Below are 23363 nucleotides of genomic sequence, written 5' to 3'. Positions count from 1 at the left end.
TGTCCCGGCGGCGTCTCATTCGAAATACCTTGCGACTTAGAAGCCTTCCAGCACGATCTTGCCCTTGGCCCTGCCGCTTTCCAGAGTCGCGTGCGCCTTCTTGAGGTTCTCGGCGTTGATAGGTCGCAGAACTTCCGTGACGGTGGTCTTTATCGAACCGCTGTCGATCAGTTCGGCTACCTTGGTCAGGAGCTTTCCCTGTTCTCCCATGTCGGCTGTGCCGTACATTGAACGCGTGAACATGAATTCCTGGTGCACGGACGCCGATTTCCGCTTGAAGCCCATGATGTCCAGGCTATCCGGGTCGTCTATGAGGCCGAGTCTACCCTGCGGAGCGATAAGTTCAATGATTTCGGAAAGCTGCGACTTGGTCTCATTGGTGGAGAACACGAACGCAGGCGCACCGATACCCAGTGCCTTCACCTGTTCGGCCAATGGCTTTCTGTGGTCAATCACGTGTTGAGCACCCAGCCCTTTGACCCATTCGACTGTTTCGGGCCGCGATGCGGTTGCGATCACAGTCAAGTCCGTGAGAGCACGTGCAAGCTGGATGGTAATGGAGCCGACGCCGCCCGCCCCACCGATGACGAGAATAGCGTTGGCCGCCCCCGGCACCGTCTTCTGGACGTCGAGCCGATCGAACATCATCTCCCACGCGGTGATTGCTGTAAGCGGCAACGCGGCCGCCTCGACGTCCGAGACTTTTGCTGGCTTCCTACCGACGATGCGTTCGTCGACCAGGTGGTATTCGACGTTCGCGCCCTGCCTGACGAGCGATCCGGCATAGAATACGGCGTCGCCGATCTTGAAATCCTTCACGCCCTCACCGACCGCCTCAATCGTTCCGGCGGCGTCCCAGCCCAGCACCTTCCAGGAGCCTTCCGGGGGCGACATGCTTTTCCTGATCTTGCAGTCCACGGGATTTGCGGAAACTGCTTTGACCTTGACGAGGAGGTCTCGTCCTGTCGGCACGGGCTTGTCCAACTCGATATCGACTAGGGAGTCTGCGCGATCCAACGCGCCTGCCTGTTTGTATCCGATGGCCTTCATGAAGCTCTCTCTATGTTGCTCAACTGGGATGCAGCTCACACTGCCAGACGATCGGTAGGTAATGGCACGGGGAGCGTATTGTACAAAAAAGCTCTCAAAACGACGAAGCGTGATGCGCCGGGATCCAAACGAGGAGTTCGATCCCTCTTCCGAGGCGGTATCTTACAATCTTCGCTGACGCTTCGACCCGACTTTGCGTGACGCTAGACCCTTCATGTTGCTTCCCTCAGTGGGGAGCGGGGTCTCGCTTGAAAGGCTTTCAGATGTCTCACCAAATCCGAAAAGGTCATGGAAAACGTATTGCCGTGGCAGGCGCTACCGGGCGCATTGGCTCGGCACTTATCTCGGGACTTGTTGATGACGACGTCGATCTCGTGGCGCTGTCCCGCAGCACATCTCGCGAACCCGCTCTTGGGGGCGTGGCAGCGACGGTTGTCGATTTCGAGAAACCGCGTACCCTGTCAAATGCGCTAGAGGGTGCGGACAAGTTGTTTATCGCGCACGGAACCAGCGCGCGGCAAGTCGAAAACGAGATTGCCCTCATCGATGCCGCCGTCGCATCTGGGGTGTCCCACATCGTAAAGGTCTCGGTGATGGGACCGCCGCTGCGGCTGCATCCGTGGGACTGGCACCAAGAAATCGAAGCCCACCTCGCCACACGTAACATAGGCTATACCTTGCTGCGCCCGACGACCTTCGTTGACACCCTGGCGCGTGCCTCCGCTCCTGTGGCGCAGGGTTCTTGGGGCGGGGCGGCGGGCCACGGTCGCGTCAACCTGATCGATACGCGCGATGTCGCTGACGTGGCGCGAGTGGCACTGTTGGACAACGATGACGTTAACGCACAACGCGCCCATCATCTGTCAGGGCCGACGGCTGTGACGATGGATGAGGTGGCGACCGAACTCTCGAAACAGCTCGGCCGCGAGGTCGTCTATCAGCATCGTCATGCAAACACGCAGCGCGAACTTCTGATCGGCTCGGGCCTGTCTGAAATGGTCGCGGATCTCCTCCTCGGTATCGAGCGTCTTATCGAACAGTCCGCCCAGGCGGAAACGACAGCGACAGTGGCCGAACTGACAGGAAAGCCTCCTCGCCCGTTTTCAACATGGATCAGAGAGAATATCGCAGCCTTCCAGCGTCCACTACGGAGCGATCGATGAGCGACTACCCGACTTTGCCCCCGATCAGAACTGGTCTAAAAGGCCGCTGCCCCCGTTGCGGACAGGGGCATTTGTTTGATGGCTTTCTGACGCTTAAGAACAAATGCGAGGTCTGCGACCTGGATTATTCGTTCGCAGACCCGGCTGATGGCCCAGCTTTCTTTGTCATTTGCTTCACGTGCGTACCTGCCGTAGCGTTCGCTTGCTGGCTCGAAGTCGAATTTAACCCGCCAATCTGGGTCCACGCAGTCTTGTCGCTTCCGGTCGTGCTGTTGGCATGCATTCTGCCACTGCGCCCTCTGAAAGGGTGGCTCGTTAATAGCCAGTTTTTCTACAAGGCCGAGCAGGGTCAGATCGATCGGGACTACAGGCGGGAAATTCGTAAATAGCGCCTAGCGTTGCAAACGTTGTCGCAATCGTTCAAAACCGGACTAGAAACAAAAAAGGCCGGGGCGAGACCGCACCGACCTTCCTGATCATCGCTTGATTACCCGTGCCAGTACATCCGTGGTCAAGAGCTCAATGCGACGCGGCAGTTGGGAGCGGCGAATTTGTCTCAGCGCTCATCAGCAATGCCGATATCAGTTGTATATTCAGGCATTGTGGTCGCAGCAAGGCGAACTAAGTCGGGGGTAATGGCGGACCGCAATTTGTGTCCGCTCCCCGCGGCGCCGCTGCGCACTTTCCGGGACATGAGCACCTCGATCGTGGTGCCGGGTCTCGCCTTAAGCGGCAAGGCCCGGCAATCGGCATCAACGAGCCTCGGCGGCGTCTTCGATCACTTTGGCGACCCGGTCGGGATGGGACACCATGACGACGTGCGACGCGCCCTTGACCTCAACGGTTTCCTTGGCGTTCGCCCGCTTGGCCATCCATTTCATCGCCTCCGGCGGGATGTTCTTGTCGGCCGAGCCGAAAATCGACCATGAGGGGATTTCTTTCCACCCGGCATTGGTGGCTGCTTCGCCAAGGGCTACGTCCGTTACAGGGCGTTGCGAGGCGGCCATGGCGGCTGCGGCCTTCTCGGAAACATCTGCAGCGAACTGCTTGTGGAACTTGTCCTGCTGGATGTAGAGATCCTTTGCGCCGTTCTCCAGCTCGACAGGCTTGTCGAGCGTCGGGGAGAGGGTGCTTCCCGGAAACTTGCCACTCAGCTCGAGGGCCGACTCGCCGATCTCGGGAGCGAAGGCGGATACGTAGACGAGCGACTTAATCTTCTCGCCCTTGGTCGCGGCTTCGGAGATAACCGCGCCGCCGTAGGAGTGGCCGACGAGAACAACTGGCGTATCGAGGTTTGCGATGATCCGCTTGAGATATGCGCTGTCACCCTTGACGCTACGCAGCGGGTTGGCAACGGCAACTACCCGATAGCCGTCGGCCTCGAGTTTTCCGATGACGCCAGTCCAACTGGATGCGTCAGCGAACGCGCCATGGACCAGGACAATTGTCGGCTTCTTGTCGGCTGCGTAGGCGGACGCCCCCGTCAAGGACGCAGCCAGCACTGCAAATGAAAGCAATTTCTTCAACATGGGATTTCCTCTGATTGTTTCGACCGTGACAGGAAGCCCGAGGACGGAGCCTAAATATTGTACGATCGGTCAGAACGGCGAAATCGTAGATTTTGGCAACGTTCGCTCTTGTGATGCGTATCCCAAGAGTGGCTTGCATCGGCCTTGTCGCCCCGTGCCGATCTCTTCAGGACTTCATCCCCTTCTGCGCGTAAGCCTCGGACTCGAGATACACTTCCGCATCTGCCAGGTCGTTCGCGGGAGGTAACCCGGGAAATAGTGCCAAGGTGCGCACAATTCTCTCGCGATCTGCCGAAAGTGTCTCTAACGCACCGTACTTTGCGAGGCTGTTTGCGCATTTCAGCTGCCAGATCAGGGCGGTTTGAAGCCTAGCGATTTCGTAGCCCTTGAGCAGCATCTCTCTTCCGCCCGCTTCTCCATGGTCGAGCAGCATTTCCCCCTTGAGCCGCAGAAGCTCCGCTCGGCACCAGCCCGCTTCTCCCGCGAGTGCAAGTTCAACTAGGCGGGATCCTGCCTTTTGCCCGGCGACTGTAACGATGTTCTCAAGGCGCGGCCCGCTTCCACCATGCCGCAGACCCAGGATGACGTTCGCGTCTTCGGCGTGGGCCGCTCTCAGGGCAAAATCGAAGCCATCGACCCACTCCTGCCAGCGAACCAAAGAGTTCCTTGTAGAGATGTCCCTCAGAATTTCCAGAAATCGGTGGCCTTGGTCATTCTTGCCCAGACCAAAGAATATCGGGCAGGCCCCGACTGCGAGGCCGAGGCAAGTCGATATTGGATGTTCCACGGCGAGTGCGTCGGCCGTCAATTCGTCCAGATACTCAAGAGATTCGTCGATACGCCCCCTCAGGTAGGCGGTTTTCGCCATGACCATCAACGACAACGTCTTCTGACCGAAACTCGCGCCGCTCGTGAGTGTCCCTCGGACCGCGAGACCATTCGCCTCCAAGGCGCGACGCGCTCGGGCGTAAGCTTCGTCATGGCGTCCAAGATAGTGGTTGTTGTGGGCAAGGATCCGGTCGACGGCAGGCTCTGCGACAGGTCCGAGGTCTCGAACCAAGTCCAGCGCGACGTTATTGGCTTCGTGGTAGCTGCCCTGAGTGGTGAGAAGCGCGCAAATTCCGCTGCCTGCCCGCAGCAATTTGGTCGCGTCGCCCAACGACCGCGCCAAAGTGGCGGCAAGTTCGAACTGGCGTCGCGCTTCGAGGTCGCCCGCGACGCTGTGGACGTTGTAGGCGATCGAGCCGTAAGCCGAACGCAACTGGGTTTCCACCGAGCGATCGGTTGCCGGGGCTACCTCGAACGCTTTCACGGCTCTTTCGATATGCCTGAACTGTTCGTTCATCAGTCCCAACTGCGTCCAGAGCAACCCGGATGCAGCAAGAAGCTGATGGAGCAGTTCGGAATTTTCTGTCTCCTCGCAGAACGCGAGAGCGAGGCGCAGATCGTGAATGAGTACCCCATACCCGTTCATCCATTGCGATGTCGGGAGTCGGTCCCATTGCGATTCGGCCTCTCTCATCCGCACAAGGAGGAGAGAGGCGTGTGCGAGACGAGCTTTTGCCTGCCGTCCGGAGGCTGCGAGCTTGACGGCCGCGTATTCCCTAGTTGTCTCGAGCAGCCGCAACGTCGTTCCAGACTCTGACCTCGCAAGAAGGGATTTCGATTGCAACCCCCAAATCGCGTCTTCAGTCTCCTCCTTTCCGAGAGATGTGCCGCACACCACATAGGCGCCCTCACGCGAGAACGAATAGGCGAACACAGATAGCGCCTGTAGCGCGAACTTCTCATTGTCGGTGAGGAAGCCGTAACTCCAGTCCAGCGTCGCCTGAAGGGTCTGCTGGCGGCGAGGCGCGGTACGCCGACCGCGTCGCAGAACGGTGAATGGACGGTCTAGCGAGACAAGAAGCTCTTTCAGACCGAGGTCAATCACACGGGTCGCGGCGAACTCGATGGCGAGCGGGATACCTTCCAGTTTTCGGACGATAGCCGCGACGATCGCCATCTGCTCGTCGTCGAGCGGAGCGCCAATCTCTAACGAACGCTCCATCCTATCCATGAAAAGGGTCACCGCGGATCGCCGGGAAGCGTCCGCAGTAACTTCGCCCTCTTCGGGGACATCCAGTGATCCGATGCGCCTGACCGTTTCAGCGTAAATGGAAAGAGGCTCGCGGCTTGTGGCAAGCACAGTGACCTGCGGGCATGCCCTGGTGATGGTTTCGACGATCCTGGCGGCATCGGAGATTACGTGCTCGCAATTATCGAAGACAATCATCATCCGACGGTGCGATAACGCCGCCGTGATCCCGGGCATTGGATCTTCCCCGTACACAGAATGACCGAGCAGGGACGCGAGGGTTGGCCCAATGCTGCTACCCACACCGAGCGCCGCGAGGTCGAGGAAGTATACGGCTTCGTACTGGTCACTCAGCAGATGAGCGATTTCCACAGCCACGGTTGTCTTTCCGATTCCTCCGCTCCCGACGATCGTTATCACCCTCGACTGCCGAAGATCGAGGCACCGCCTGATGAAGTTCTCTCTACCGATGACGCCTCCATGTCTGCCCGGCAGGTTGCCATTGCAATGGGGCAGAGGCTGCGCCGTCTCGGCGACAGGAAAATCTTCCCTGACCGTGGCGGACAAAATGTATCCACGGCCCGCGACGCTTTGAACGAGACTGTCGGCGTCGCCGATCGAAAGGGCCTTTCTCAACGCGACCAAGTGTACACGGAGGGAATTCTCAGCAGAAACACTCCCCGGCCATACGGCTTGCAGTATCTCGCTTGCGGAAATGACTTCGCCAGCGCGAGATGCCAGCACCGCAAGAATATCGAGCGCGCGCGAACCGACCTTCACGGGTTGGCCGCGGTGCGTCAGGAGTCGGCGGGAAACATCCAGTTCGAAATCAACAAATCGCATCGTAGACATCAGGATGTCTCGGAACCTCCTCGAACAACCAGCAAGCGACGGGCAAGCGAAAACCAATCGGTCTGCACTTAGTCCTTACGCTCTGGGATTTTGCGGAAATACCTAGCCATAGAGGTAGGTTGATGGACCCACGTCGCCCGGACTAACTGGTTCGACGGAAAAAGGGGACTATGCATGCGGATCGGTAACGCGGAGGTCCTCAGGATCGAGGAGTATCACGGTCTCGGCTTTCCCCCGAAAGCATTCTTGCCGGATTGGGATGACCGACTGGTGGACAAGCACCTTCACTGGTTGGTGCCGGACCATTATGCGCCGGAAGAGGGTAGACTGCTCGGGTCCATACACAGCTGGATGATCAAGCTGCCCCATATGACCGTCCTTGTGGATACCTGCAGCGGCAATCACAAGCACCGCCCGGACAGCCCTTTCTTCTCGATGATGAACTCGGGCTATCTGCAGAACCTCGCTGCTGCCGGGGTCGATCCGGACGAGGTGGATTTCGTATTCTGCACCCACTTGCACATCGATCACGCGGGTTGGAATACTCGCCTTCTTGATGGGAGCTGGGTGCCGACTTTTCGAAACGCCAAATACGTGGTTTCGCGAACCGAGTTCGAGCGCCTTCTCGAAGAGAAGGTTCCATCGGCCGACCATATCAACCTGATCGCCGACACGATCGTCCCTATAATCGAGAGCGGCCAGTGGTTGCTTATCGACGCCCCGTTCCAGCTTTGCGACGAACTCTACATCGAAGCGAGTCCCGGCCACACGTCGGCTCATTGCCACGTGACGCTGACTTCAGGCAATGAAAAGGCGGTGTTCTCGGGCGACATCATTCACCACCCGATACAGGTCTATATTCCGAGTTGGAACTCGGCTGCTTGCGAAGCGCCGGAGAAGGCAGTCGCAACGCGTCTCGCGGTCCTCGAAAATCTCAGCGAGACCGGGACATGGCTGATGCCTGTTCATTTCGCACGACCGTTCTGCTGCCGGGTCGGAGAGCGACGGGATACAGGGTTCGTCTGCGAAATGGGTTGACCGCCTGGAACTCCCGCGGATCCATGGCGGCTCAATGAGAGCCGACATGTTTGTCGCCGACGCCCCTCGTTCGAGGGTTATCAATTCAGGAAATACGTGCTGACTTGCCGGGAAACGAGCAGGGACGAAGGATCTCATGGGAGGACCTGACACGATACAGCCGGATTTTTTTCGGGGAAGTGCCTTGGAATTTGGTGCATACGCCTGGGACGTATCGGCCGATTTGTTTCGGATGGACGCCACCCTGTGTCGATATCTTGGATTTGACACATCCATCGGCGTGAAGGGGATTTCAATCCGCGATCTCGCCGCCGCGATACATCCCGAAGACCGATTTGGTTTTTGCAATTCGATTGAAGCTTCCGCTCGATCTGGAACGGCATTCTCACACGATTTCCGGTCGCTTACGATGGAAGACCCTCAGAAGCAGTTGCGCGCGATAGGGAAATGCTTTCAGGCCTCAGGGCAAGTTCCCTGCATTTGCACCGGACTGGTGTATCGCATGGACGCGGCACACCGAGACGCGGACGCAGATCTCGTCGAGCATTGCATCGCCGCTTACCAGTCTGCCAAGTCGTCGAACTCCCTCATAGTCCAATACTTGATTTCGATGGCTCTAATCGAGATCGGATACCAGGGCGCAGAGATCGATCCCGGAAAGTATCAGTAAGTCGGAGTGTACCTGGCGCTTGGCCACGCGGGTCTACCCCGCGTGGCCAAGTTCTGGTCACGGTCGAGTGTCAGCTTCTAATGAACGCCAGAAGATCCGGGTTGATGACGTCCGCGTGGGTCGTCAGCATACCGTGCGGATAGCCTGGATATACCTTGAGGGTGCCGTTCTTGAGGAGCTTGACGGACAGACGTGCCGCGTCGTCGATCGGGACGATCTGGTCGTCGTCGCCGTGCATGACCAGCGTCGGCACGGTGATCTTCTTGAGATCTTCGGTCTGGTCGGTCTCGGAGAACGCCTTGATGCCGTCATAGTGGGCTTTTGCGCCGCCCGTCATGCCCTGACGCCACCAATTCTGGATAGTGCCCTGGGAAATCGTGGCACCCGGACGGTTGAAGCCGTAGAACGGGCCAGTCGGCAGGTCGAGGAAGAACTGGGCGCGGTTGGCGGCGAGGGCGTTGCGGAGGCCGTCGAAGACTTCGATCGGTAGGCCACCGGGATTGGACTCGGTCTTGAGCATCAGCGGCGGGATCGCGCTGACGAGTACTGCCTTGGCCACGCGCTTCTGCGGTTCGCCGTATTTCGCCACGTAGCGAGCGACTTCGCCGCCGCCCGTGGAATGACCGATGTGCACCGCGTTCTTGAGGTTCAGGTGTTCGTAAACGGCGTTGGCGTCCGCGGCATACTGCTCGATCGTGTGGCCGTCGGCGACCTGAGAGGAGCGGCCATGGCCGCGACGGTCATGGGCGATAACGCGATAGCCGTTGGCAAGGAAGAACAGCATCTGAGTGTCCCAGTCGTCCGAGGACAGCGGCCAGCCGTGATGGAAGACGATCGGCTGGGCGTCCTTGGGACCCCAGTCCTTGTAGTACAGCTCGACGCCTTCTTTGGTCTTTACGAATGCTTCGGTCATTTCGAATTCTCCTTCGATTGATGCGTTGCTCTTTTTGTCGGCTGCGTCTGCGCCCGGCACAAACATGGAAAAAGAGACGGCTGCCCCTGCAATGAGTGTCTGTCGGCGGGAAAGTTCGTAGGTCACGAGTCGCTCCATTTATTCGTGCCGGTCTCGGCATGCACCAGGAACTTATGGGCGACCTTGCGGTGATTATTGTAGGATCGCGCACTACCCGTTCGAGGCGCAGGAAAACTCCATCTCAGGATGGTGTTGCTGACCTGGCAGCGAGATTGAAAGCCTCCCGCGGCAATCCCGGAGCTCCGCGTCTTCACCCGGAACATTGAGCTCGACGTCCCGTCAGATGGACCAAGCGACGCACTGCTGAGGTGGGATCGTTCAATATAGCCGCTACGCCTACCGATAATGGCCTTCGGCTTGGAGCCACGGCCGATGTTCTTCGGTCCCGCGGTTTTCCTGCGGGACGTAAAGAGACCGGAAAGGCGGGTCGTCGTGGGAATCGTCCACTGGAAGCTGAACAGAGGAAGCGCTAGGACAGATGTCGTCGCCACCAGACAGCACTTCTACCAGGACGACGAGCACTTCGAGTACCCTGAAGGGCAGCGTCCGGCGCTACCAGGCGCTCCGGGGTTTCCAGACCATCCTACCGGACGTCGTATCATCTACGCCATCACCTCGGTTCTCGTTGGAATTACCGGAGCGTTGGGTAACGCCATCGTCGCGGCGAACCTGCCATTCCTCCAAGGTTCTCTGGGAGTGGATATCAGCGAGGTCGCATGGCTTCCGGCAGCATACCTCGTGACCAACGCCGTCACAGGCTGCGTGTTGGTGAAGTATCGTCAGGAATTCGGCGTGCGATCCTTTTGCATGATATTCCTGACATTGCAGGCGCTGCTCATAACGTCCCACCTTTTCGTGCAGGGTCTCACTGGGGCTATCCTGGTCCGAGCAGCAAGCGGGATATCGGCGTCGGCGCTGACGACACTCGGCGTATTCTACATGATCCAGGCATTCCCCGCGAAACACAGGCTCAGGGCGGTATGCCTCGGGCTGGGGACACCGCAACTCTCCCTCCCGATAGCCTGGCTCATACCGAAGGACCTTTTGGCTTTGGGGAACTGGAACGGGCTCTATCTACTGGAGCTTGGACTGTCCCTCGTCATTCTCGGTATCGTATCGATCGTCCGGCTGCCTCCGAGCGTCAGGTCGAAGACCTTCGAGCCGCTCGACGCTGTCAGTTTCTCGCTCTACGCCGTCGGTTTCGTCATGTTCGGATCGGCAATGGGGCTCGGGAGTTATCTTTGGTGGACCAACGTCTCGTGGATTGGATGGGCTTTGGCAGCCAGTATCCCGTGCTTCGCGCTCTTTGCCTGGATTGAAACCAACCGGAAGCGTCCTCTCATCGACGTGAAGTGGCTCTCGGCCGGGGCATTCCTCCGGTTGGCGGCGTTCGCAGTGCTCTGCAGGTTCCTCCAGTCCGAGCAGACCGTTGGCGTAATGACGATGCTGCGTGATTTCGGCCTCACGAACGACGATATCCGGCCGCTCACAGGCGCCATTCTTGTCGGGTCCATGCTCGGGCTCGGAATGGCCGCGCTTACCGTGTCGCCTACGCGGCTCCCTTACATGGTCCTGGCTTCACTGATGCTTGTCGCCGTCGCGTCATACATAGATGCCGGGGCGAGCGTCTCCACCCGCGTTCCGGAACTGCTTGTCAGCCAACCGCTTGTGGCGTTCGCTGGGACGCTCTTCATCGGTCCGCTTTTCATCTTCGGACTTGGAAGAGTTCTCGCCGAGGGTGGCGTGCGGATGACTAGCTTCATCGCACTTTTCAACGCCACCCAATCGGTAGGAACCTTGGCCGGGAACGCGTTCACGCAGACCTATCTATTCCACGCCCAGCAATATCACCTCAGGACTTATGCCGCGCAGGTGGAAAGGTCAGCCCCCGACGTCGCCGCGCTGATAGCATCCCTTTCCGCGCGGTACTCTCCTGTCATCGCGGATCCCGTCGCAAGGTCAGCCGAAGGCGTAGCCGCGCTATCTCAACAGATATCGCTTTACGCTCGCGTGGCGGGATACATCGACGTTTTCACCGCGATTTCGTTGGCCTCATCGGCCGGAGCCGCCGCGCTAGGCGCGATCATCTCCATCAATCTCCTCAAGCAATATCGGAGCAAGCAACCATGAATGCGGTTTCCCCGATTCCCACCGCCGCAACCTCAGCCGTGGTCGATCAAGTCCCGACGGCGACTTTGCCGTGGCAACCCAAGACAAGCAGCGTACTGACAAAGGCCTTCGCTGCGTGCCTCGTGGCCGCAGGCATGGCGGTCATACTGGCTACCTGGCAACTGCCTCCGTTCTCGACGGCTGTCGTCAAGACAGACAATGCCTACGTCCGAGGCTGGACCACGGTCATAAGTCCTCAAGTGACGGGATACATTGAGGCGATCGGAGTAAAGGACTACGCTGACATCAGGCAGGGCGATGTGCTGCTGCGCATCGACGATCGCATCTACCGAGCGCAGGTCGCGGCCGCCCGTGCCGATCTGGACATCGCGGAATCGAACCTGGCGAACAACCAGCAGGCCATCGCGCAACGGAAGTTGGACATCCTGACCGCGGACGCCAAAACCGCCAGCGCCAAAGCGCAGCTCGTGAAGGCAGAGGCTGATTTTAGGAGGGCCGCCAATCTGGCGGCTCGGGGTTCAGGTCCAGTCAGCGCGGAAGACGCCACGCGGGCGGCGCGGGACGTCGCTTCGGCAGAAGTTCAGGAAGCAAGTGCGGGTCGCGGCAACGCTGAACAGGCTCTCAAGGCGGCGACTGTCAACGAGGGCTCGCTCAAAGCCGATGTGGAAAGCGCCCAGGCAAAGCTCCAGCTCGCAGAAATCAATCTAGGATATACTGTCGTCACGGCTCCAGAAGACGGGAAGCTGAGCGACGTAACGGTGCGGCGAGGGCAATTTGTCACAAGCGGTGCCCAGCTGATGTTCCTCGTCCCAAAGACCCGCTGGGTGGTCGCCAATTTCAAGGAAGCGCAATTGGGTGCGATCCGTCCCGGGCAGCGCGCATTGTTTTTTGTCGACGCACTCGATGGGGTGCGTTTCGAGGGTACTGTCGAGGACATTTCGCCGGCGGCGGGTTCCGAGTTTTCAGTCCTTCGCACCGACAATGCGATCGGCAATTTCACTAAGATCCCGCAGCGCATTGCGGTGCGCATCAAAATCGATCCCGGCCAACCCGATCTCGATAGGCTCGGGCCGGGAATGTCGGTTGAAGCGCACGTCGATACGAACCGCCAGAGTTCGAGGAAGGCGGAGAGCCACTGAAATCGCGGTCTACGACTGGGGGCTGAGCACGAAGAATCCCGCTCCGGGCGATCCTCATCGGCGGGCGCACTACGGCCCCCCCCGGGCTCGGCTGCTAAGTGGCCGAATTGGCCTTGAAGTTTGGCGATACAGCATCCAGTAAACCGAGCAGCCGTTGCCTCGCCATCTCTGCATCTCTCGGTCCGGGCGCAAGGATCACGCAGTCGGCCGCTCCGGGAAGGACTTCGAACTCTTTCCATGATTCTGTTGGGGGAGGGAAAATGACAAATCCTCCCATCGGGTGGCACCTTACTATCCGGCCATCGACCGACCAACCGAGTGTACGGCGATACTTTTCGACCGTTTTTGGCTTGGGGTCCTTGCTATGATGCTCTGCGCTAGCGAGGGTGGCGTCGCCCACAACGAAGATACGCTCGTCCCCGACTGTTATCCGGAGCAGGTAGTCTGGAGAGCACTTCTCTTCCAGGCCCAAGAACGGACGTTCCAGATCCATTTCCTGGTTCAGCGCCGCCCATTCCAGGACGGGCACAGCTCGCTCGTGCGGAGGTGGGATCCTAGAGTAATCTACGTAGTTCGGTTCTGCCTCAAAATCGAGTTCGATTTGGACGTTCCCTTTCCGGAGACGCCAGGAACATGCGTCCGGGGCTTTTTGGGGCTCCGTAACGCAATGTCCGGTGAACCCAAGCTCGCGGAACACCTTCACAAGCCAGACTGCTCCCCAGAATTCCCACAGCTTCGTAAGGAGGATCGGGGGATAGCGTGATCGCAGTGCCTCGGATTCAGCGATGGCCTCCGACATCAGTGGAGAAAACGCGCGCAAAAGCAGCCGGAGGCGATGGTCACGGTGAAACAGGGGCGTAGGGTAAACGAGGGTGTTGAGCTCCGAGGAGTCGTTGCCGAACCGCGCGATGATACTGGAGAGATCTTCTAGCTCTGTCTTTACCGAGATCAGCGTTGAGAGCCTGTCCTCGATACGCTCTCTCCGCCTTTCAGCGTGTCCACGTGTCGCCCTTTCTTCCAGCGACCGGATCTCTGCCATGCACACAGCCGCGCAATCCCTCAGCTGGGCGCATCTCCTCGCTGCCCAGTGCGACACGACCGCGTTTTCCGGAAGAGGCAAGTTTCGTCTGGAGCGAGGCCCAAGCTCCATAAAAGGTTCTCGTCGGAGTAACTTAGCCGTAGCAAGCTCTTCGGTCGCTTCCCGGATGAGTTCGAGGGCAGTGATCGAACCTCTCCGATCGGTTCCCCGGCTCCATGATCTCTCAGGCTTTGGATTGTCGACATCCCATGCCGCAACTATTCCAAGTTCGCTTTCGATGTCCTCGACCATGGCTATGACATCCCGGAGGTCGAGCAATGCGGTCGGTATTATGTAGCAGCGTAGAGCCGAGTTTTTCGGAACCTTGAGGTCAAGGTTGATCTCTCCGAAACGGCGGAATCTCGCGAGGTAGGTTTCGAGGTCCCATCTCTGCCACCGTGCCCCTCCTTCCCGGCTCTCCTTCAAGTCTCGGAGTTTCGATTCGTCTTTGAGGTCAACTTTGGCATTGAGGAGCGGCCCCCGAACGAGGACATCAAGGAAGGGCTTGTCGTCGCGGATCAGATATCTGGTCGCTGGATTCCACGGAAGCTCCTTGTACGCTCCATCGGCGTCCGCAACCCGAACTGCGATAATTGATGAAGCCTCTACTGCCAAGGTGACACGAACCCGAGACGCGCCTGATGTCGAGCAAGCTTCAAACGAGCCTTTGTTCTCACCAATTCGTCCAGTCCGGTGGACGCCCTTTCCAGCGCGTCCAGAGCGGGCAGCACCTGATCAATGGCGCCGGACAGCTTCACGAGAATGCGGCTTGCGACGATCCGGTCCACTAGCTCACCGCGGTCCAGCAAGCCTTTGGCCTGCAGATCCAGTTGATGATGTAGATTGAGCATAGCCCTGATGTCGCCTAGCACTCGGCGGGAAGGAAGCAGATCATGGCGAAGACCATGCTCATGAACCGCGACATGAAGTGCGTTGAGGATGTTCTCGACGCGCTCATCTTTGCCAGCTCCGCCATGGCTCACGACCGGGAGACCGGGCAGCGGATCGATATCTTCCAAGTCCACCATCCCGTCCGACTCTGTGTCCCACGGAATTTGGGAAAGCTCCAGGAGAAAGCAGCGGTCAATGACCTTAGGCGACGGAGGTCGGGAAAAGTCATCGACGTTCATCGTCCCGAGTATTCGGCACGGTGCGATGCTCAGTCCGTTATCGATATGCCCATGCCCCCCGTCCAAAGCGTGGAAGAAGCGTGAAAGGTAGTATTCGGGCCGGGTCAGGTTGAACTCGTCGAAGAGGACCAGGTGCTGGTTCGACGTCTTTCCGAGCATAGGGCGAAGTAGGCCGGATTCGCCGAACAAGACGCTGTCGTCTTCCCAGTGCGCCTGGACAGCGATCTCGTGGAAAGTCTGGCCGCGCGTCGTGCCTAGCATGCGAGCGATCATCCGCACCAAAGATGACTTCCCGCAACCGGGAGGACCGGCGAGCAGGACGACTGGTCGAACGGACATCGCGAGCAACGTTACGACGACGTCGTCGAAGTGAAACGTCGGCGTATTTCGGATCACTGCTTCCTTGAGGGCCAGCAGGGAGTTGGAAAAAACGGTCTCCGGGACCCGGTTTCCCCAGTCGTGATAAACGTTTTCGGCGCGACTCACCCCGCTTATTGGGGCGACCGCTTTCTTGGGAGCGGCTTGGGGGAACAGAGGAGAGGCGGCATCTTGCCGCCGAGCAATATCGTGGTCTGTAGCTACCTCGACGTGCTCTTCATGTCGCTCAGCCGCTTCCTCCCGGGGTGCCGCGAGTGGTTGATCGTCAATTGAATCCACAAGTTCCGATGTGGACACGGTGACGGCCCCCGGGGCCGCATCGTCGCCCGAAACCGTTCCGATGCCATCGCGCATCAGACGTTCGAGTTCGTTGGCTGAGGTCCTGCCGCGCTGGGCGGTCATCACGACGATCTTGGACATCCCGAGATCTAGGATAACATCGTCCGCGCCATCAATGGCGAGGTCACCTGTCTCTAGTTCGCCTTCAAACGGTTCCAGCGCGGGTTCCGAGCGTTTGCGGAAATCCTTTCCCTCGATCCAGAGGTACGCGACACCGTCGATCTGGTCTGAAACGACAAAGGCCTTTTCCTCGTCGGGGTCCCACTTCAAGGACATTTTCCCGGGTGACTGTCTCACGTCCATGGCTTTGAACGGACGTCCTTGGCGCGCCGACAACCCGGCACCCAAACCAGGAACCAAGCGCATTTTCGGGTGAGAGCCCGCTGCAAGGGCTGGCAGTCCTTCGATGGCCCTAACACCGCCGTCGTCCACGAACGGATCGTTCGCATCCAGCACCACTATACGCTGCTCCCGTTCGCCAGGCTGTTTGATGCCGAGAAGGAGGGAGTCTGGAAGCGTGGACTCAAGGGGGGCGGATCGAACCTCAGTGTTGTCTGCTCGGCGGCTACGAAGCCTGGGAGGGTCGTAGTTCTGAAGGATGTGGGCGAGCCCTCCGGCTGCCGCGGCAATCGCAAAGGAACTACCCACCTTGAGGACCTTGGGTTGCTCGCCCTCGGGGAAGAGCGTTTCCATCATCGCCTCGTCGAAACCCGGCAAAAGGCTTGTGCCGCCTGCGAGGAGAACCGTATCGATCAGGCGATAGGCCTCCTGAGGTGACTTGACGCCCAACTCCTCCATTCGATCCGCGCTCAGCCGCTTTGCTTCGATAGAAGAGGTCTGGTTTTCGTACAGCCTTTCGCATAGCTTCTCGAAAAGCGGCCGAAGATGAAACCACAATTCCTTCGAAACGGACGACAACGCCTTCTTGGTCAACGAGGAGGGCTTAGTAGTGGTGCCGCCTTCAAACGTGGTCGACTTTCCGCTGAGGCTAACCTTTATCTTGGCACTCTCGACCGCGCGCAACGCCTCCGCGGTCTCGGGCATCCCAAGCATCTCCGCGAGACGGACATCTACCCAACGCCCCGCATTTCCGACGCTGTCCCCCCTAAGCGCTCGCAGCCGGAGGTCGCGTTGGCTGCCCTTCTTTCCAACCGAAACGATCTTCTGGTCACGTCGACTTACGATAAGTGTCATGTTGGCAGTCGAAGCGCCGACATCGACCACCAGGATGACGTTGTTTCTACGCTCTTCCAGTTCGAGCGTGCCTTTCACCAAGCGAAAGTATTCCGCCACCATCTCCGGCTCGGGCAGCAGGGTGATGCCCGGTATTGCCGCTTCGACTGCTTCTTTATATCGGGTGCGAGTCTTTTCATCCGCGATCGAAGGCATGAGCGCGTGCCTGCGGTGCGACTGGTACTCAGGCGGCAGGCGATCCAGAATCTTCCTGAGGTAAGCCCTGAACACCTCGTCGCGATTAAGTGTTCGAAAGGGCGTAAAGCGGTCGCTTCGATCAAAGATCATTTGACGGGTGTCTTTTTCCCCGTGCAGCATCCAATCCTTTATGTCGTCGATGCGATGGACCCACCGTTGGCCTACAGGCTCCTCGAGTTCTACTGACCACTGATCCTTTTCTGCTGCAGCCGGGTCCGCGACGATGTAACATCGGGAGGGAAAGTAAGGCTGGCTATCTTCCTGAAGAAGAAACTTAAAAGCATTGTCAGACATCTACCAGGCCGCCCCTCAAAGACATGCAATCGTAAGACAATTTGGATATATCAAAGCGGGTAAAATGGCGACATGCAAGACGCGCTCCCGTTGTGTAAATCATTGATTATCCACAAGTCCGATGGGCGTCCCCACGCTCGGGAATTCGCGGAGACGTCGATCGAGCAAACCAAATTCCAGTTGGGGTATCGTCGCAGGAAATGCTGTTGCCTGCGGCAGTTTCATCCGCGCCAGAGATGCAAGAAGTCCCCGGTCTCTTTGACGCACGTTACGGGTAAATTATTGGGAACGACTTGAGATATCCGATGAGAACACTGGAGATCAGGTAGAAAGTTCCGCCTGAAATCGCCATGAGCGCGAAAATCGGGCCGACATCGGCCAGCGAGGGGCTGTCGTGAGCCGCGACACTGGGAGAGCTTACGAAAACATTGTCGTTCGCAGCCTGCATTTCGCGTTTGCCGGAGACCACTCTCAGTGGTCCGACTGGAACTTGCTTGAACACGCACGACGTCCGAGAGAACTTGAGTGCCATTTTTTCACCTGTTGGCTCTGGTCGATCGCACAACGTGTCCAGAGGGGAGTGATAGCTGACGCCATGCCTGTGGCGACGGACAGTTCAGCATCCTTCCTGGAGTGACGGAAGTGCGGCCATTTGACAGTTCTAGGAGAGCGAAACGTCAAGCGGGATCGGGTTGCGCATCGAATTGGCTACTGGCGAAAAGTAGTTCGCCTGACGCACGATCTCATCAAGCTCTTCGCGGGGTGCGTCGCCCTCGATATCCACCTTCACGCGGATAGCCTGAAACCCCATCTGGAGGGGGGCGCGCGCAGCTCCACCAGCACCCCATGCGGCGGAATTTCCTACATCGCCTTCGATATGCAGCTCTAGGCGCGAAAGCCTGACGTGCCTGAAGGTCGCGACCGCCGTGATGCCGACGGCAAGGCAGCCGCCGAGGCCGGACAAGGCGATCTCTCCCGGTGCGGGTGCAGTATCCTGACCGAAGAGATGTAGCGGCTCGTCCACGACGACAGGATCATGATCGGCTACGTAGCTGAGAGTGCGATATTGTCCCTCGCAAACGGTATGAACCAGATTCGTTCCTCGACGGTCCGGATTCGCTCGACCGCGCTCTGCAAAGGCAAGCAAACCATCGCGGTCAATCGGTCGAAGGTAGGTCTTGATTGTCTTCTTCTGGTTACTCGACATGGCGGTTTCCTCGATCTTTTCGGATTGAATGTGTCATCACACCTTTCCTGCACGAGGCGAATATGGACCGCGGAGGCTCCTTGCTTATTGTAGGATAGCAGCCTGGCAAACCGCATCGGCGATCGCACGATCAAACAATCCAAATAGCGGAGAACTCGCGACATTACCGCATTGCTGGGGCAACGGGCGCACTCCGCATCCCACCCCAGCGACTGGAGATAGTGACATGCCGAGCGTGCTACCCGATATCGGAGAAATTTCTTACCTTGAGATCGATGGCGTCAACGTGCGCTTGGCGACGGGCGGACGTTCCAATGGTATCCCCGTTTTGCTGTCTAGCCCTTGGCCCGAGAGCATCTACTCTTTCAGAGATGTGCTCCCTCTCATCGGAGATGTTGCACCTTACGTAGCTATCGACCTGCCCGGTTTTGGAATGTCACAAGGGCGTTCGGACTTGATGTCGCCGAGCGGGATGGCGCGTTTCATCGTGAGCGCCGCCGAGCAGCTCGGAATCGAGAGAATGCATGGTGTGGGCCCTGACGTAGGAACCCCTGCGATGCTTTTCGCGAGTGCGGAGCGCCCGGATCTATTCGAGAGCCTGATCGTAGGCAGTGGAGCAACGAGGGTCGATCTGGCTTCGGGCTCACTTGTCGACCTGATCGCGTCCCCTGCTGGAGCGTTCTCGGATTTCGAGGGCGGCGAACTTGCCATTGGCTTTGTATCGCAATCGGCGAGAAAGCCCGTTCCGCCGTCCGTGATGGAAGACTACTGGCATTCGTCGGCTGCCGGGCGCTTTGAACAAGCGACAAACTTCGTTCGCGCCTATCCGGGGGAACTGCCACTTCTCGGAGGATTGCTGCCGACAATAGAAGCACCGGTTCTCGTCCTCGCGGGTCTCCGCGACCCGCTTGTACCGCCTGCCAACGGCCGGCTTCTCGTAGACAACATTCCGCGCTGCCGCGAAGTGCTTCTGGATGGAGGTCATTTGATATGGGAGGACGCGGCAACAGCGTATGGTTTGGAAGTCCGGAACTGGATCGAGGGTGCATACAAGGATCTTAGCCAGAGCTAAATTCTGCATCTATCGCGGCAGACGGGCGACAGGCGCTTTGCACGGAACTGGCGATGCTGATCGATGGAAACGCGATCCTGCAATAACCCATCGTCTCTCTATGAGAAAACGACGCCTTAAACACGCTAGGCTGCCGCGCCAAGCGGCTCAATCGACCGTTTCGAGGGGAAACAAACGCAATGAGAGTCTTAGTTCTGTTCGCGCATCCGGCGCAGCGGAAATCCAGCATCAACGTGGCCATGGCAGATGGCGCAAGGCACTTGGAAGGGGTGACCTTCGTCGATCTGTACGCGGAGTATCCACGTTTCTCGATCGACGTCGATCGGGAGCAACGCCGCCTCATCGAACATGACGTCATTGTTTTTCAGTTTCCCGTGTTCTGGTATTCGACACCCGCTCTGCTCAAACAGTGGCAGGACCTCGTCCTCGAGTACAACTTCGCATATGGGCCGCAGGGAAAAAGACTGGCTGGAAAGCTCACACTGCCTTGTGTCACTACAGGCGGCAGCCGTGCTGACTACTCCGAAGATGGAGGCAATCGTCGAGAAATCTGGCACTTTCTGTATCCATTGGAACAGACGGCTACGCTTTGCGGCATGGACCACCTTCCGCCGTTTGTCCTCCATTCAGCCAATCATATCGATAACATCAGTGCGCAGCATCACATCGGGGCATACCCCCAGCTTCTTGTCGCGCTGCGCGATGACCGTTTCGATCTTGCAGGTGTACGTCAGCTGAAGACCTTCAACAGCTTCGATCTCTCTGACCTGGTAAGGAGCTGAAAAGTGGACGGCTTGGCTTTCTATGCACTGTGCTATCTCGCCGCCGCCGTCGTTGCGGTCATTGTCTCGCAACGCGTTGGCCTCGGGTCGGTTGTGGGTTACATCGCCGCAGGCGTTCTTGTTGGCCCTGTTTTCCAGGTTTCTATGGCGGGGTCGAACTATCTCGAACAGTTTTCCGAATTCGGCATCGTCATGATGTTGTTTCTCATCGGCCTCGAGATCGACCCCCAGATGGTATGGCGTCTCAGGGGGAAACTATTGGGCCTCGGCGGTCTGCAGGTTCTCGCGACAGTCGCTGCAGCGACAGCAGTCGGGATTATCCTCGGTTTTAGCTGGCAGCAGGGCCTGCTTTTCGGTTTTGTCGCGTCTCTCTCCTCCACGGCAATCGTACTGCAGACACTTGAGGAAAAGGGCTTGCTCAAATCCGACGGAGGTCAGGCGAGTTTCGCTGTGCTCCTTTTTCAGGACCTTGCGGTTATCCCAATGCTCGCCTGTCTTCCGTTGATCGCGGGAAGCGGTCATGGTGTGTCGTCCGGACACGGCGGCGCCGCGCTAATGGAGAACCTGCCTGGTTGGGCATCGGCGATCGTCACCTTGGCAGCTGTCGGATCAGTGGTTGCCGCTGCCCATTTCCTCTCGAGGCCCATCTTCAGGACGATCGCACTCCTCGGCCATCGAGAGGTTTTCACCGCCGCCGCACTTCTGGTAGTTGTCGGTATTACCGTCCTCATGTCCGCTGTTGGACTTTCTCCAGCTCTCGGGGCGTTTCTAGGTGGCGTCGTCCTAGCAAACAGCGAATTCAAGCACGAGCTCCAGAACGATATCGAACCCTTCAAGGGGCTGCTGCTAGGCCTCTTTTTCATGACTATTGGCGCGAAGATCGATCCGGGGGTGTTGCTGGCAAACTGGGCTACGGTCGTCGTCGCCACGCTTGGGCTGATCGTTATCAAGATTCTCGTCCTTATTCCGCTGGCCTGGTTCTTCCGGTTGCGGGGCGCGGCCAAATGGCTGTTCGCGCTTGGGCTTGCCCAGGCCGGAGAGTTCGGCTTCGTCCTGCTATCCATTGGCGGAGATCGAGGTCTTCTATCGACGGAAACGGCCTCGGTATCCGTATTGGTCATCACCTTCGGAATGGTCCTCACTCCACTCCTTTTCATGCTCAGCGATCGCGTCGCGATCATGCTCGCGAACAACGGGAAAGACGGACGAGACGCCGATCAACCGGAGCAGGGAACGATAATCCTGGCCGGGGTAGGGCGCTTTGGGCAGATCATAAACCGCATGCTACTTGCCAATGGATACAAGCCTGTCGTGCTCGACTATCGGGCGGACGTGGTCGACAACGTGCGCAAGTTCGGCGTGAAGTCGTTCTTCGGCGACGCCGGACGTCCAGATCTCTTGGAATCAGCAGGGCTAGCCAAGGCAGCTGTGCTTGTGGTGGCGATCGACGATCCGGATCGCGCTACGGAAATTGTCACTCACGCGCGCCTTGCTAATCCCGGCATCCAGATCATTGTCCGGGCATATGACCGCCTCCATCACTATAAGCTGCTTGACGCAGGTGCGGACCATATCGTGCGCGAGCTTTTCGAAGGCTCGGTGCAGGCAGCGGGCATGGCCCTGCAGTCTCTTGGGATGCATCCATATGAGGTTGAGAAGCGGAAAGCGGTTTTTGTCGAACAGGACCTGGCAGGCCTTAACCGCATGGCGTCGGTCGTTAACGACGACACACCCGCGATCAACAACCCGGAATTCATTGCAGGCTTCAACGATATCGGGAAGGTTATCGAGAATGCCATGATGGGATATCGAGCGGAGTACGACGATATTGTATCGCGGGGATGGAACGCTTCGAGTGAAGCCACCATCCATGTGCCGAGAACCAATTCGTTGGGCCGAGATCAGTAGCTGGGGTATTCGTCACGAATGGTTGAAAGCGAGTTCGAAGATCAACGAAGATTTTCCTAACTAAGCGCTGGCCGCCAAACTTTAGTCAATCACTTCACGCGAACACGTTCGCGGCAACGGCAGATTTGCGCCTCGGGACAGGAAGACAGAGAGCAGAGAAGCCGCTAATTGAAATCCAGATAGCTTCAACGCCTAGATGAGACCCATTTTTACAGCTGCGGCGACCGCTTGCGTTCTGGTGACGGCTTCCAATTTTTGCATCGCTGTCTTCAGGTAACCGGTTACGGTGTGACTGGACAGGTCGAGAATGATAGCTGTTTCATCGCTGCTCTTGCCCGCGGCCGACCACGCGAGGCATTCCACCTCTCGCATGGTCAGCAGTTTTTGACGTTCCGCCTTTTGTGCATATTGGTCCAGCGCTTCCATTAGTTGTAGAACGAGCGACGCGACATTGCTTTGATTTACAGGTTCAGGACCGGAGAGAATGATTGCATGATGCTGACGATTGGCGTCGTGAAGCGATATCGCGATGGTGTCTTTGAAGCGCTCGCAAACGTACAATCCCACGAGCTCGCACCTCGTTTGCGCGGACGGGAATGGAGGGTGATTGGAGAGTACTGGCATGATGCTTGCTCTCAAGTTTGCGATGAGGCCTTCATCGAGTAGCAACCCCCCGGTCTCGTTCTGCTTGAGAAGCGAATGCGGCCAGTTTGTCGCTGTAATATTTTCGTTGAAGTTTGGGCGGTTCACAGTCGGGAAGTCGCAAACCATATAGAAAGACAGGCCATGTCTCCTAAGCACTCCCTCAATTTGCAGCGAAAACTCCAGCAGGCGCGCATCGCCTCTCGACCGCCCAACTTCGACCGAAAACCGCTGATGTAACATTTTTCCCCTCAATACAGAGCGCCGATGGCGCTTTCTCCGAGCATCATAGATCGGACCGATGAATACGGTGCGGTTGGGGAAAAGGTCTTGTACGTTACAGCCTTCGGCGGTTGGAAGGCTGAATTTGCTTACTCGCAGGCAGACAACCCTTGGTCCTTTTACGAAAACCGAAGGCATTTGAAACATCGGGCTGAAAGCCACCGATCAGATGCGCATGTCAGCGATGCGCATCTGATCG

The 23363-nt window shown here is 58.1% G+C and carries 18 protein-coding genes; 9 read left to right on the top strand and 9 right to left on the bottom strand.

Features of this window, described 5'->3' with window-relative positions; translation table 11 throughout:
* Positions 1-36: 36 nt before the first annotated feature.
* Entirely contained in the window at positions 37-1050 is a 1014-nt protein-coding gene (locus tag AC1DIJ_RS00405; protein ID WP_112388373.1) for a zinc-binding alcohol dehydrogenase family protein, read from the bottom strand.
* 248 nt (positions 1051-1298) lie between these two features.
* On the opposite strand from AC1DIJ_RS00405, the gene AC1DIJ_RS00400 reads away from it, so the two are divergent.
* Together AC1DIJ_RS00400 and AC1DIJ_RS00395 are read left to right on the top strand one after the other, a co-directional pair.
* Positions 1299-2213 (top strand): NAD(P)H-binding protein, encoded by a 915-nt coding sequence (locus AC1DIJ_RS00400; protein ID WP_477831152.1) that lies wholly within the window; start codon positions 1299-1301, stop codon positions 2211-2213.
* Complete coding sequence (locus AC1DIJ_RS00395) at positions 2210-2602, top strand: DUF983 domain-containing protein (RefSeq protein ID WP_112388371.1); 393 nt, start codon at positions 2210-2212, stop codon at positions 2600-2602. Before AC1DIJ_RS00400 ends, AC1DIJ_RS00395 begins: the two co-directional genes overlap by 4 nt.
* A 363-nt stretch (positions 2603-2965) precedes the next feature.
* On the opposite strand, the gene AC1DIJ_RS00390 is transcribed toward AC1DIJ_RS00395, so the two are convergent.
* Together AC1DIJ_RS00390 and AC1DIJ_RS00385 are read right to left on the bottom strand one after the other, a co-directional pair.
* Positions 2966-3742 (bottom strand): alpha/beta fold hydrolase, encoded by a 777-nt coding sequence (locus AC1DIJ_RS00390; RefSeq protein WP_112388370.1) that lies wholly within the window; start codon positions 3740-3742, stop codon positions 2966-2968.
* Between the two features lie 166 nt (positions 3743-3908).
* Positions 3909-6671: a helix-turn-helix transcriptional regulator gene (locus AC1DIJ_RS00385; protein WP_112388369.1), complete on the bottom strand. Its 2763-nt coding sequence runs from the start codon at positions 6669-6671 to the stop codon at positions 3909-3911.
* A gap of 174 nt (positions 6672-6845) precedes the next feature.
* On the opposite strand from AC1DIJ_RS00385, the gene AC1DIJ_RS00380 reads away from it, so the two are divergent.
* Both AC1DIJ_RS00380 and AC1DIJ_RS00375 read left to right on the top strand, forming a co-directional pair.
* Positions 6846-7709, top strand: coding sequence for an MBL fold metallo-hydrolase (locus AC1DIJ_RS00380; protein ID WP_112388368.1), 864 nt, complete (start codon positions 6846-6848; stop codon positions 7707-7709).
* A gap of 184 nt (positions 7710-7893) precedes the next feature.
* A complete protein-coding gene (locus AC1DIJ_RS00375) occupies positions 7894-8379 on the top strand; it encodes a PAS domain-containing protein (RefSeq protein WP_162705992.1) in 486 nt (161 codons plus the stop codon).
* Positions 8380-8449: 70 nt separating this feature from the next.
* Here the strand turns inward: AC1DIJ_RS00375 and AC1DIJ_RS00370 are convergent, their stop codons facing one another.
* A complete protein-coding gene (locus AC1DIJ_RS00370; RefSeq protein WP_477831151.1) occupies positions 8450-9292 on the bottom strand; it encodes an alpha/beta fold hydrolase in 843 nt (280 codons plus the stop codon).
* A 432-nt stretch (positions 9293-9724) separates the two neighbouring features.
* Between AC1DIJ_RS00370 and AC1DIJ_RS00365 the strand changes: the two genes are divergently transcribed.
* Together AC1DIJ_RS00365 and AC1DIJ_RS00360 are read left to right on the top strand one after the other, a co-directional pair.
* Complete coding sequence (locus tag AC1DIJ_RS00365; protein WP_162705991.1) at positions 9725-11482, top strand: MFS transporter; 1758 nt, start codon at positions 9725-9727, stop codon at positions 11480-11482.
* On the top strand, positions 11479-12621 hold the full coding sequence (locus AC1DIJ_RS00360; RefSeq protein WP_112388364.1) for an HlyD family secretion protein: 1143 nt from the start codon (positions 11479-11481) through the stop codon (positions 12619-12621). Before AC1DIJ_RS00365 ends, AC1DIJ_RS00360 begins: the two co-directional genes overlap by 4 nt.
* 94 nt (positions 12622-12715) lie before the next feature.
* Here the strand turns inward: AC1DIJ_RS00360 and AC1DIJ_RS00355 are convergent, their stop codons facing one another.
* From AC1DIJ_RS00355 to AC1DIJ_RS00340, 4 genes are all read right to left on the bottom strand, one after another.
* Positions 12716-14314, bottom strand: coding sequence for a hypothetical protein (locus tag AC1DIJ_RS00355; RefSeq protein WP_112388363.1), 1599 nt, complete (start codon positions 14312-14314; stop codon positions 12716-12718).
* A complete protein-coding gene (locus AC1DIJ_RS00350; RefSeq protein ID WP_112388362.1) occupies positions 14305-17271 on the bottom strand; it encodes an AAA family ATPase in 2967 nt (988 codons plus the stop codon). Before AC1DIJ_RS00350 ends, AC1DIJ_RS00355 begins: the two co-directional genes overlap by 10 nt.
* Before the next feature lie 268 nt (positions 17272-17539).
* Positions 17540-17803, bottom strand: coding sequence for a hypothetical protein (locus AC1DIJ_RS00345; RefSeq protein WP_112388361.1), 264 nt, complete (start codon positions 17801-17803; stop codon positions 17540-17542).
* A 129-nt stretch (positions 17804-17932) separates the two neighbouring features.
* Positions 17933-18478 carry an OsmC family protein gene (locus AC1DIJ_RS00340; RefSeq protein WP_112388360.1) on the bottom strand — a complete coding sequence of 182 codons (546 nt, stop codon included), beginning with the start codon at positions 18476-18478 and terminating at the stop codon, positions 17933-17935.
* Positions 18479-18704: 226 nt separating this feature from the next.
* Here AC1DIJ_RS00340 and AC1DIJ_RS00335 point away from each other — a divergent pair, with 226 nt between their 5' ends.
* The 3 genes from AC1DIJ_RS00335 to AC1DIJ_RS00325 all read left to right on the top strand — a co-directional run bounded on the left by AC1DIJ_RS00335 (position 18705) and on the right by AC1DIJ_RS00325 (position 22240).
* Complete coding sequence (locus tag AC1DIJ_RS00335) at positions 18705-19550, top strand: alpha/beta fold hydrolase (protein ID WP_112388359.1); 846 nt, start codon at positions 18705-18707, stop codon at positions 19548-19550.
* A gap of 179 nt (positions 19551-19729) precedes the next feature.
* On the top strand, positions 19730-20332 hold the full coding sequence (locus AC1DIJ_RS00330) for an NAD(P)H-dependent oxidoreductase (protein WP_112388358.1): 603 nt from the start codon (positions 19730-19732) through the stop codon (positions 20330-20332).
* Between the two features lie 3 nt (positions 20333-20335).
* On the top strand, positions 20336-22240 hold the full coding sequence (locus AC1DIJ_RS00325; protein WP_112388357.1) for a cation:proton antiporter domain-containing protein: 1905 nt from the start codon (positions 20336-20338) through the stop codon (positions 22238-22240).
* Between the two features lie 192 nt (positions 22241-22432).
* Here AC1DIJ_RS00325 and AC1DIJ_RS00320 read toward each other — a convergent pair whose 3' ends face one another.
* On the bottom strand, positions 22433-23326 hold the full coding sequence (locus tag AC1DIJ_RS00320) for a helix-turn-helix transcriptional regulator (RefSeq protein WP_162705990.1): 894 nt from the start codon (positions 23324-23326) through the stop codon (positions 22433-22435).
* Between the last annotated feature and the right edge of the window lie 37 nt (positions 23327-23363).

Source organism: Rhizobium sp. 10N427 (assembly GCF_056394605.1).
This window is presented reverse-complemented; position numbering and strand designations above follow the sequence as displayed.

What these genes read in the sequence shown, in the direction of transcription:
- AC1DIJ_RS00405 (WP_112388373.1), bottom strand. Translation starts at nt 1,050, where the DNA reads ATGAAGGCCATCGGATACAAACAGGCAGGCGCGTTGGATCGCGCAGAC.
- AC1DIJ_RS00395 (WP_112388371.1), top strand. Translation starts at nt 2,210, where the DNA reads ATGAGCGACTACCCGACTTTGCCCCCGATCAGAACTGGTCTAAAAGGC.
- AC1DIJ_RS00390 (WP_112388370.1), bottom strand. Translation starts at nt 3,742, where the DNA reads ATGTTGAAGAAATTGCTTTCATTTGCAGTGCTGGCTGCGTCCTTGACG.
- AC1DIJ_RS00385 (WP_112388369.1), bottom strand. Translation starts at nt 6,671, where the DNA reads ATGTCTACGATGCGATTTGTTGATTTCGAACTGGATGTTTCCCGCCGA.
- AC1DIJ_RS00380 (WP_112388368.1), top strand. Translation starts at nt 6,846, where the DNA reads ATGCGGATCGGTAACGCGGAGGTCCTCAGGATCGAGGAGTATCACGGT.
- AC1DIJ_RS00370 (WP_477831151.1), bottom strand. Translation starts at nt 9,292, where the DNA reads ATGACCGAAGCATTCGTAAAGACCAAAGAAGGCGTCGAGCTGTACTAC.
- AC1DIJ_RS00365 (WP_162705991.1), top strand. Translation starts at nt 9,725, where the DNA reads ATGTTCTTCGGTCCCGCGGTTTTCCTGCGGGACGTAAAGAGACCGGAA.
- AC1DIJ_RS00360 (WP_112388364.1), top strand. Translation starts at nt 11,479, where the DNA reads ATGAATGCGGTTTCCCCGATTCCCACCGCCGCAACCTCAGCCGTGGTC.
- AC1DIJ_RS00350 (WP_112388362.1), bottom strand. Translation starts at nt 17,271, where the DNA reads ATGTCTGACAATGCTTTTAAGTTTCTTCTTCAGGAAGATAGCCAGCCT.
- AC1DIJ_RS00345 (WP_112388361.1), bottom strand. Translation starts at nt 17,803, where the DNA reads ATGGCACTCAAGTTCTCTCGGACGTCGTGCGTGTTCAAGCAAGTTCCA.
- AC1DIJ_RS00340 (WP_112388360.1), bottom strand. Translation starts at nt 18,478, where the DNA reads ATGTCGAGTAACCAGAAGAAGACAATCAAGACCTACCTTCGACCGATT.
- AC1DIJ_RS00335 (WP_112388359.1), top strand. Translation starts at nt 18,705, where the DNA reads ATGCCGAGCGTGCTACCCGATATCGGAGAAATTTCTTACCTTGAGATC.
- AC1DIJ_RS00330 (WP_112388358.1), top strand. Translation starts at nt 19,730, where the DNA reads ATGAGAGTCTTAGTTCTGTTCGCGCATCCGGCGCAGCGGAAATCCAGC.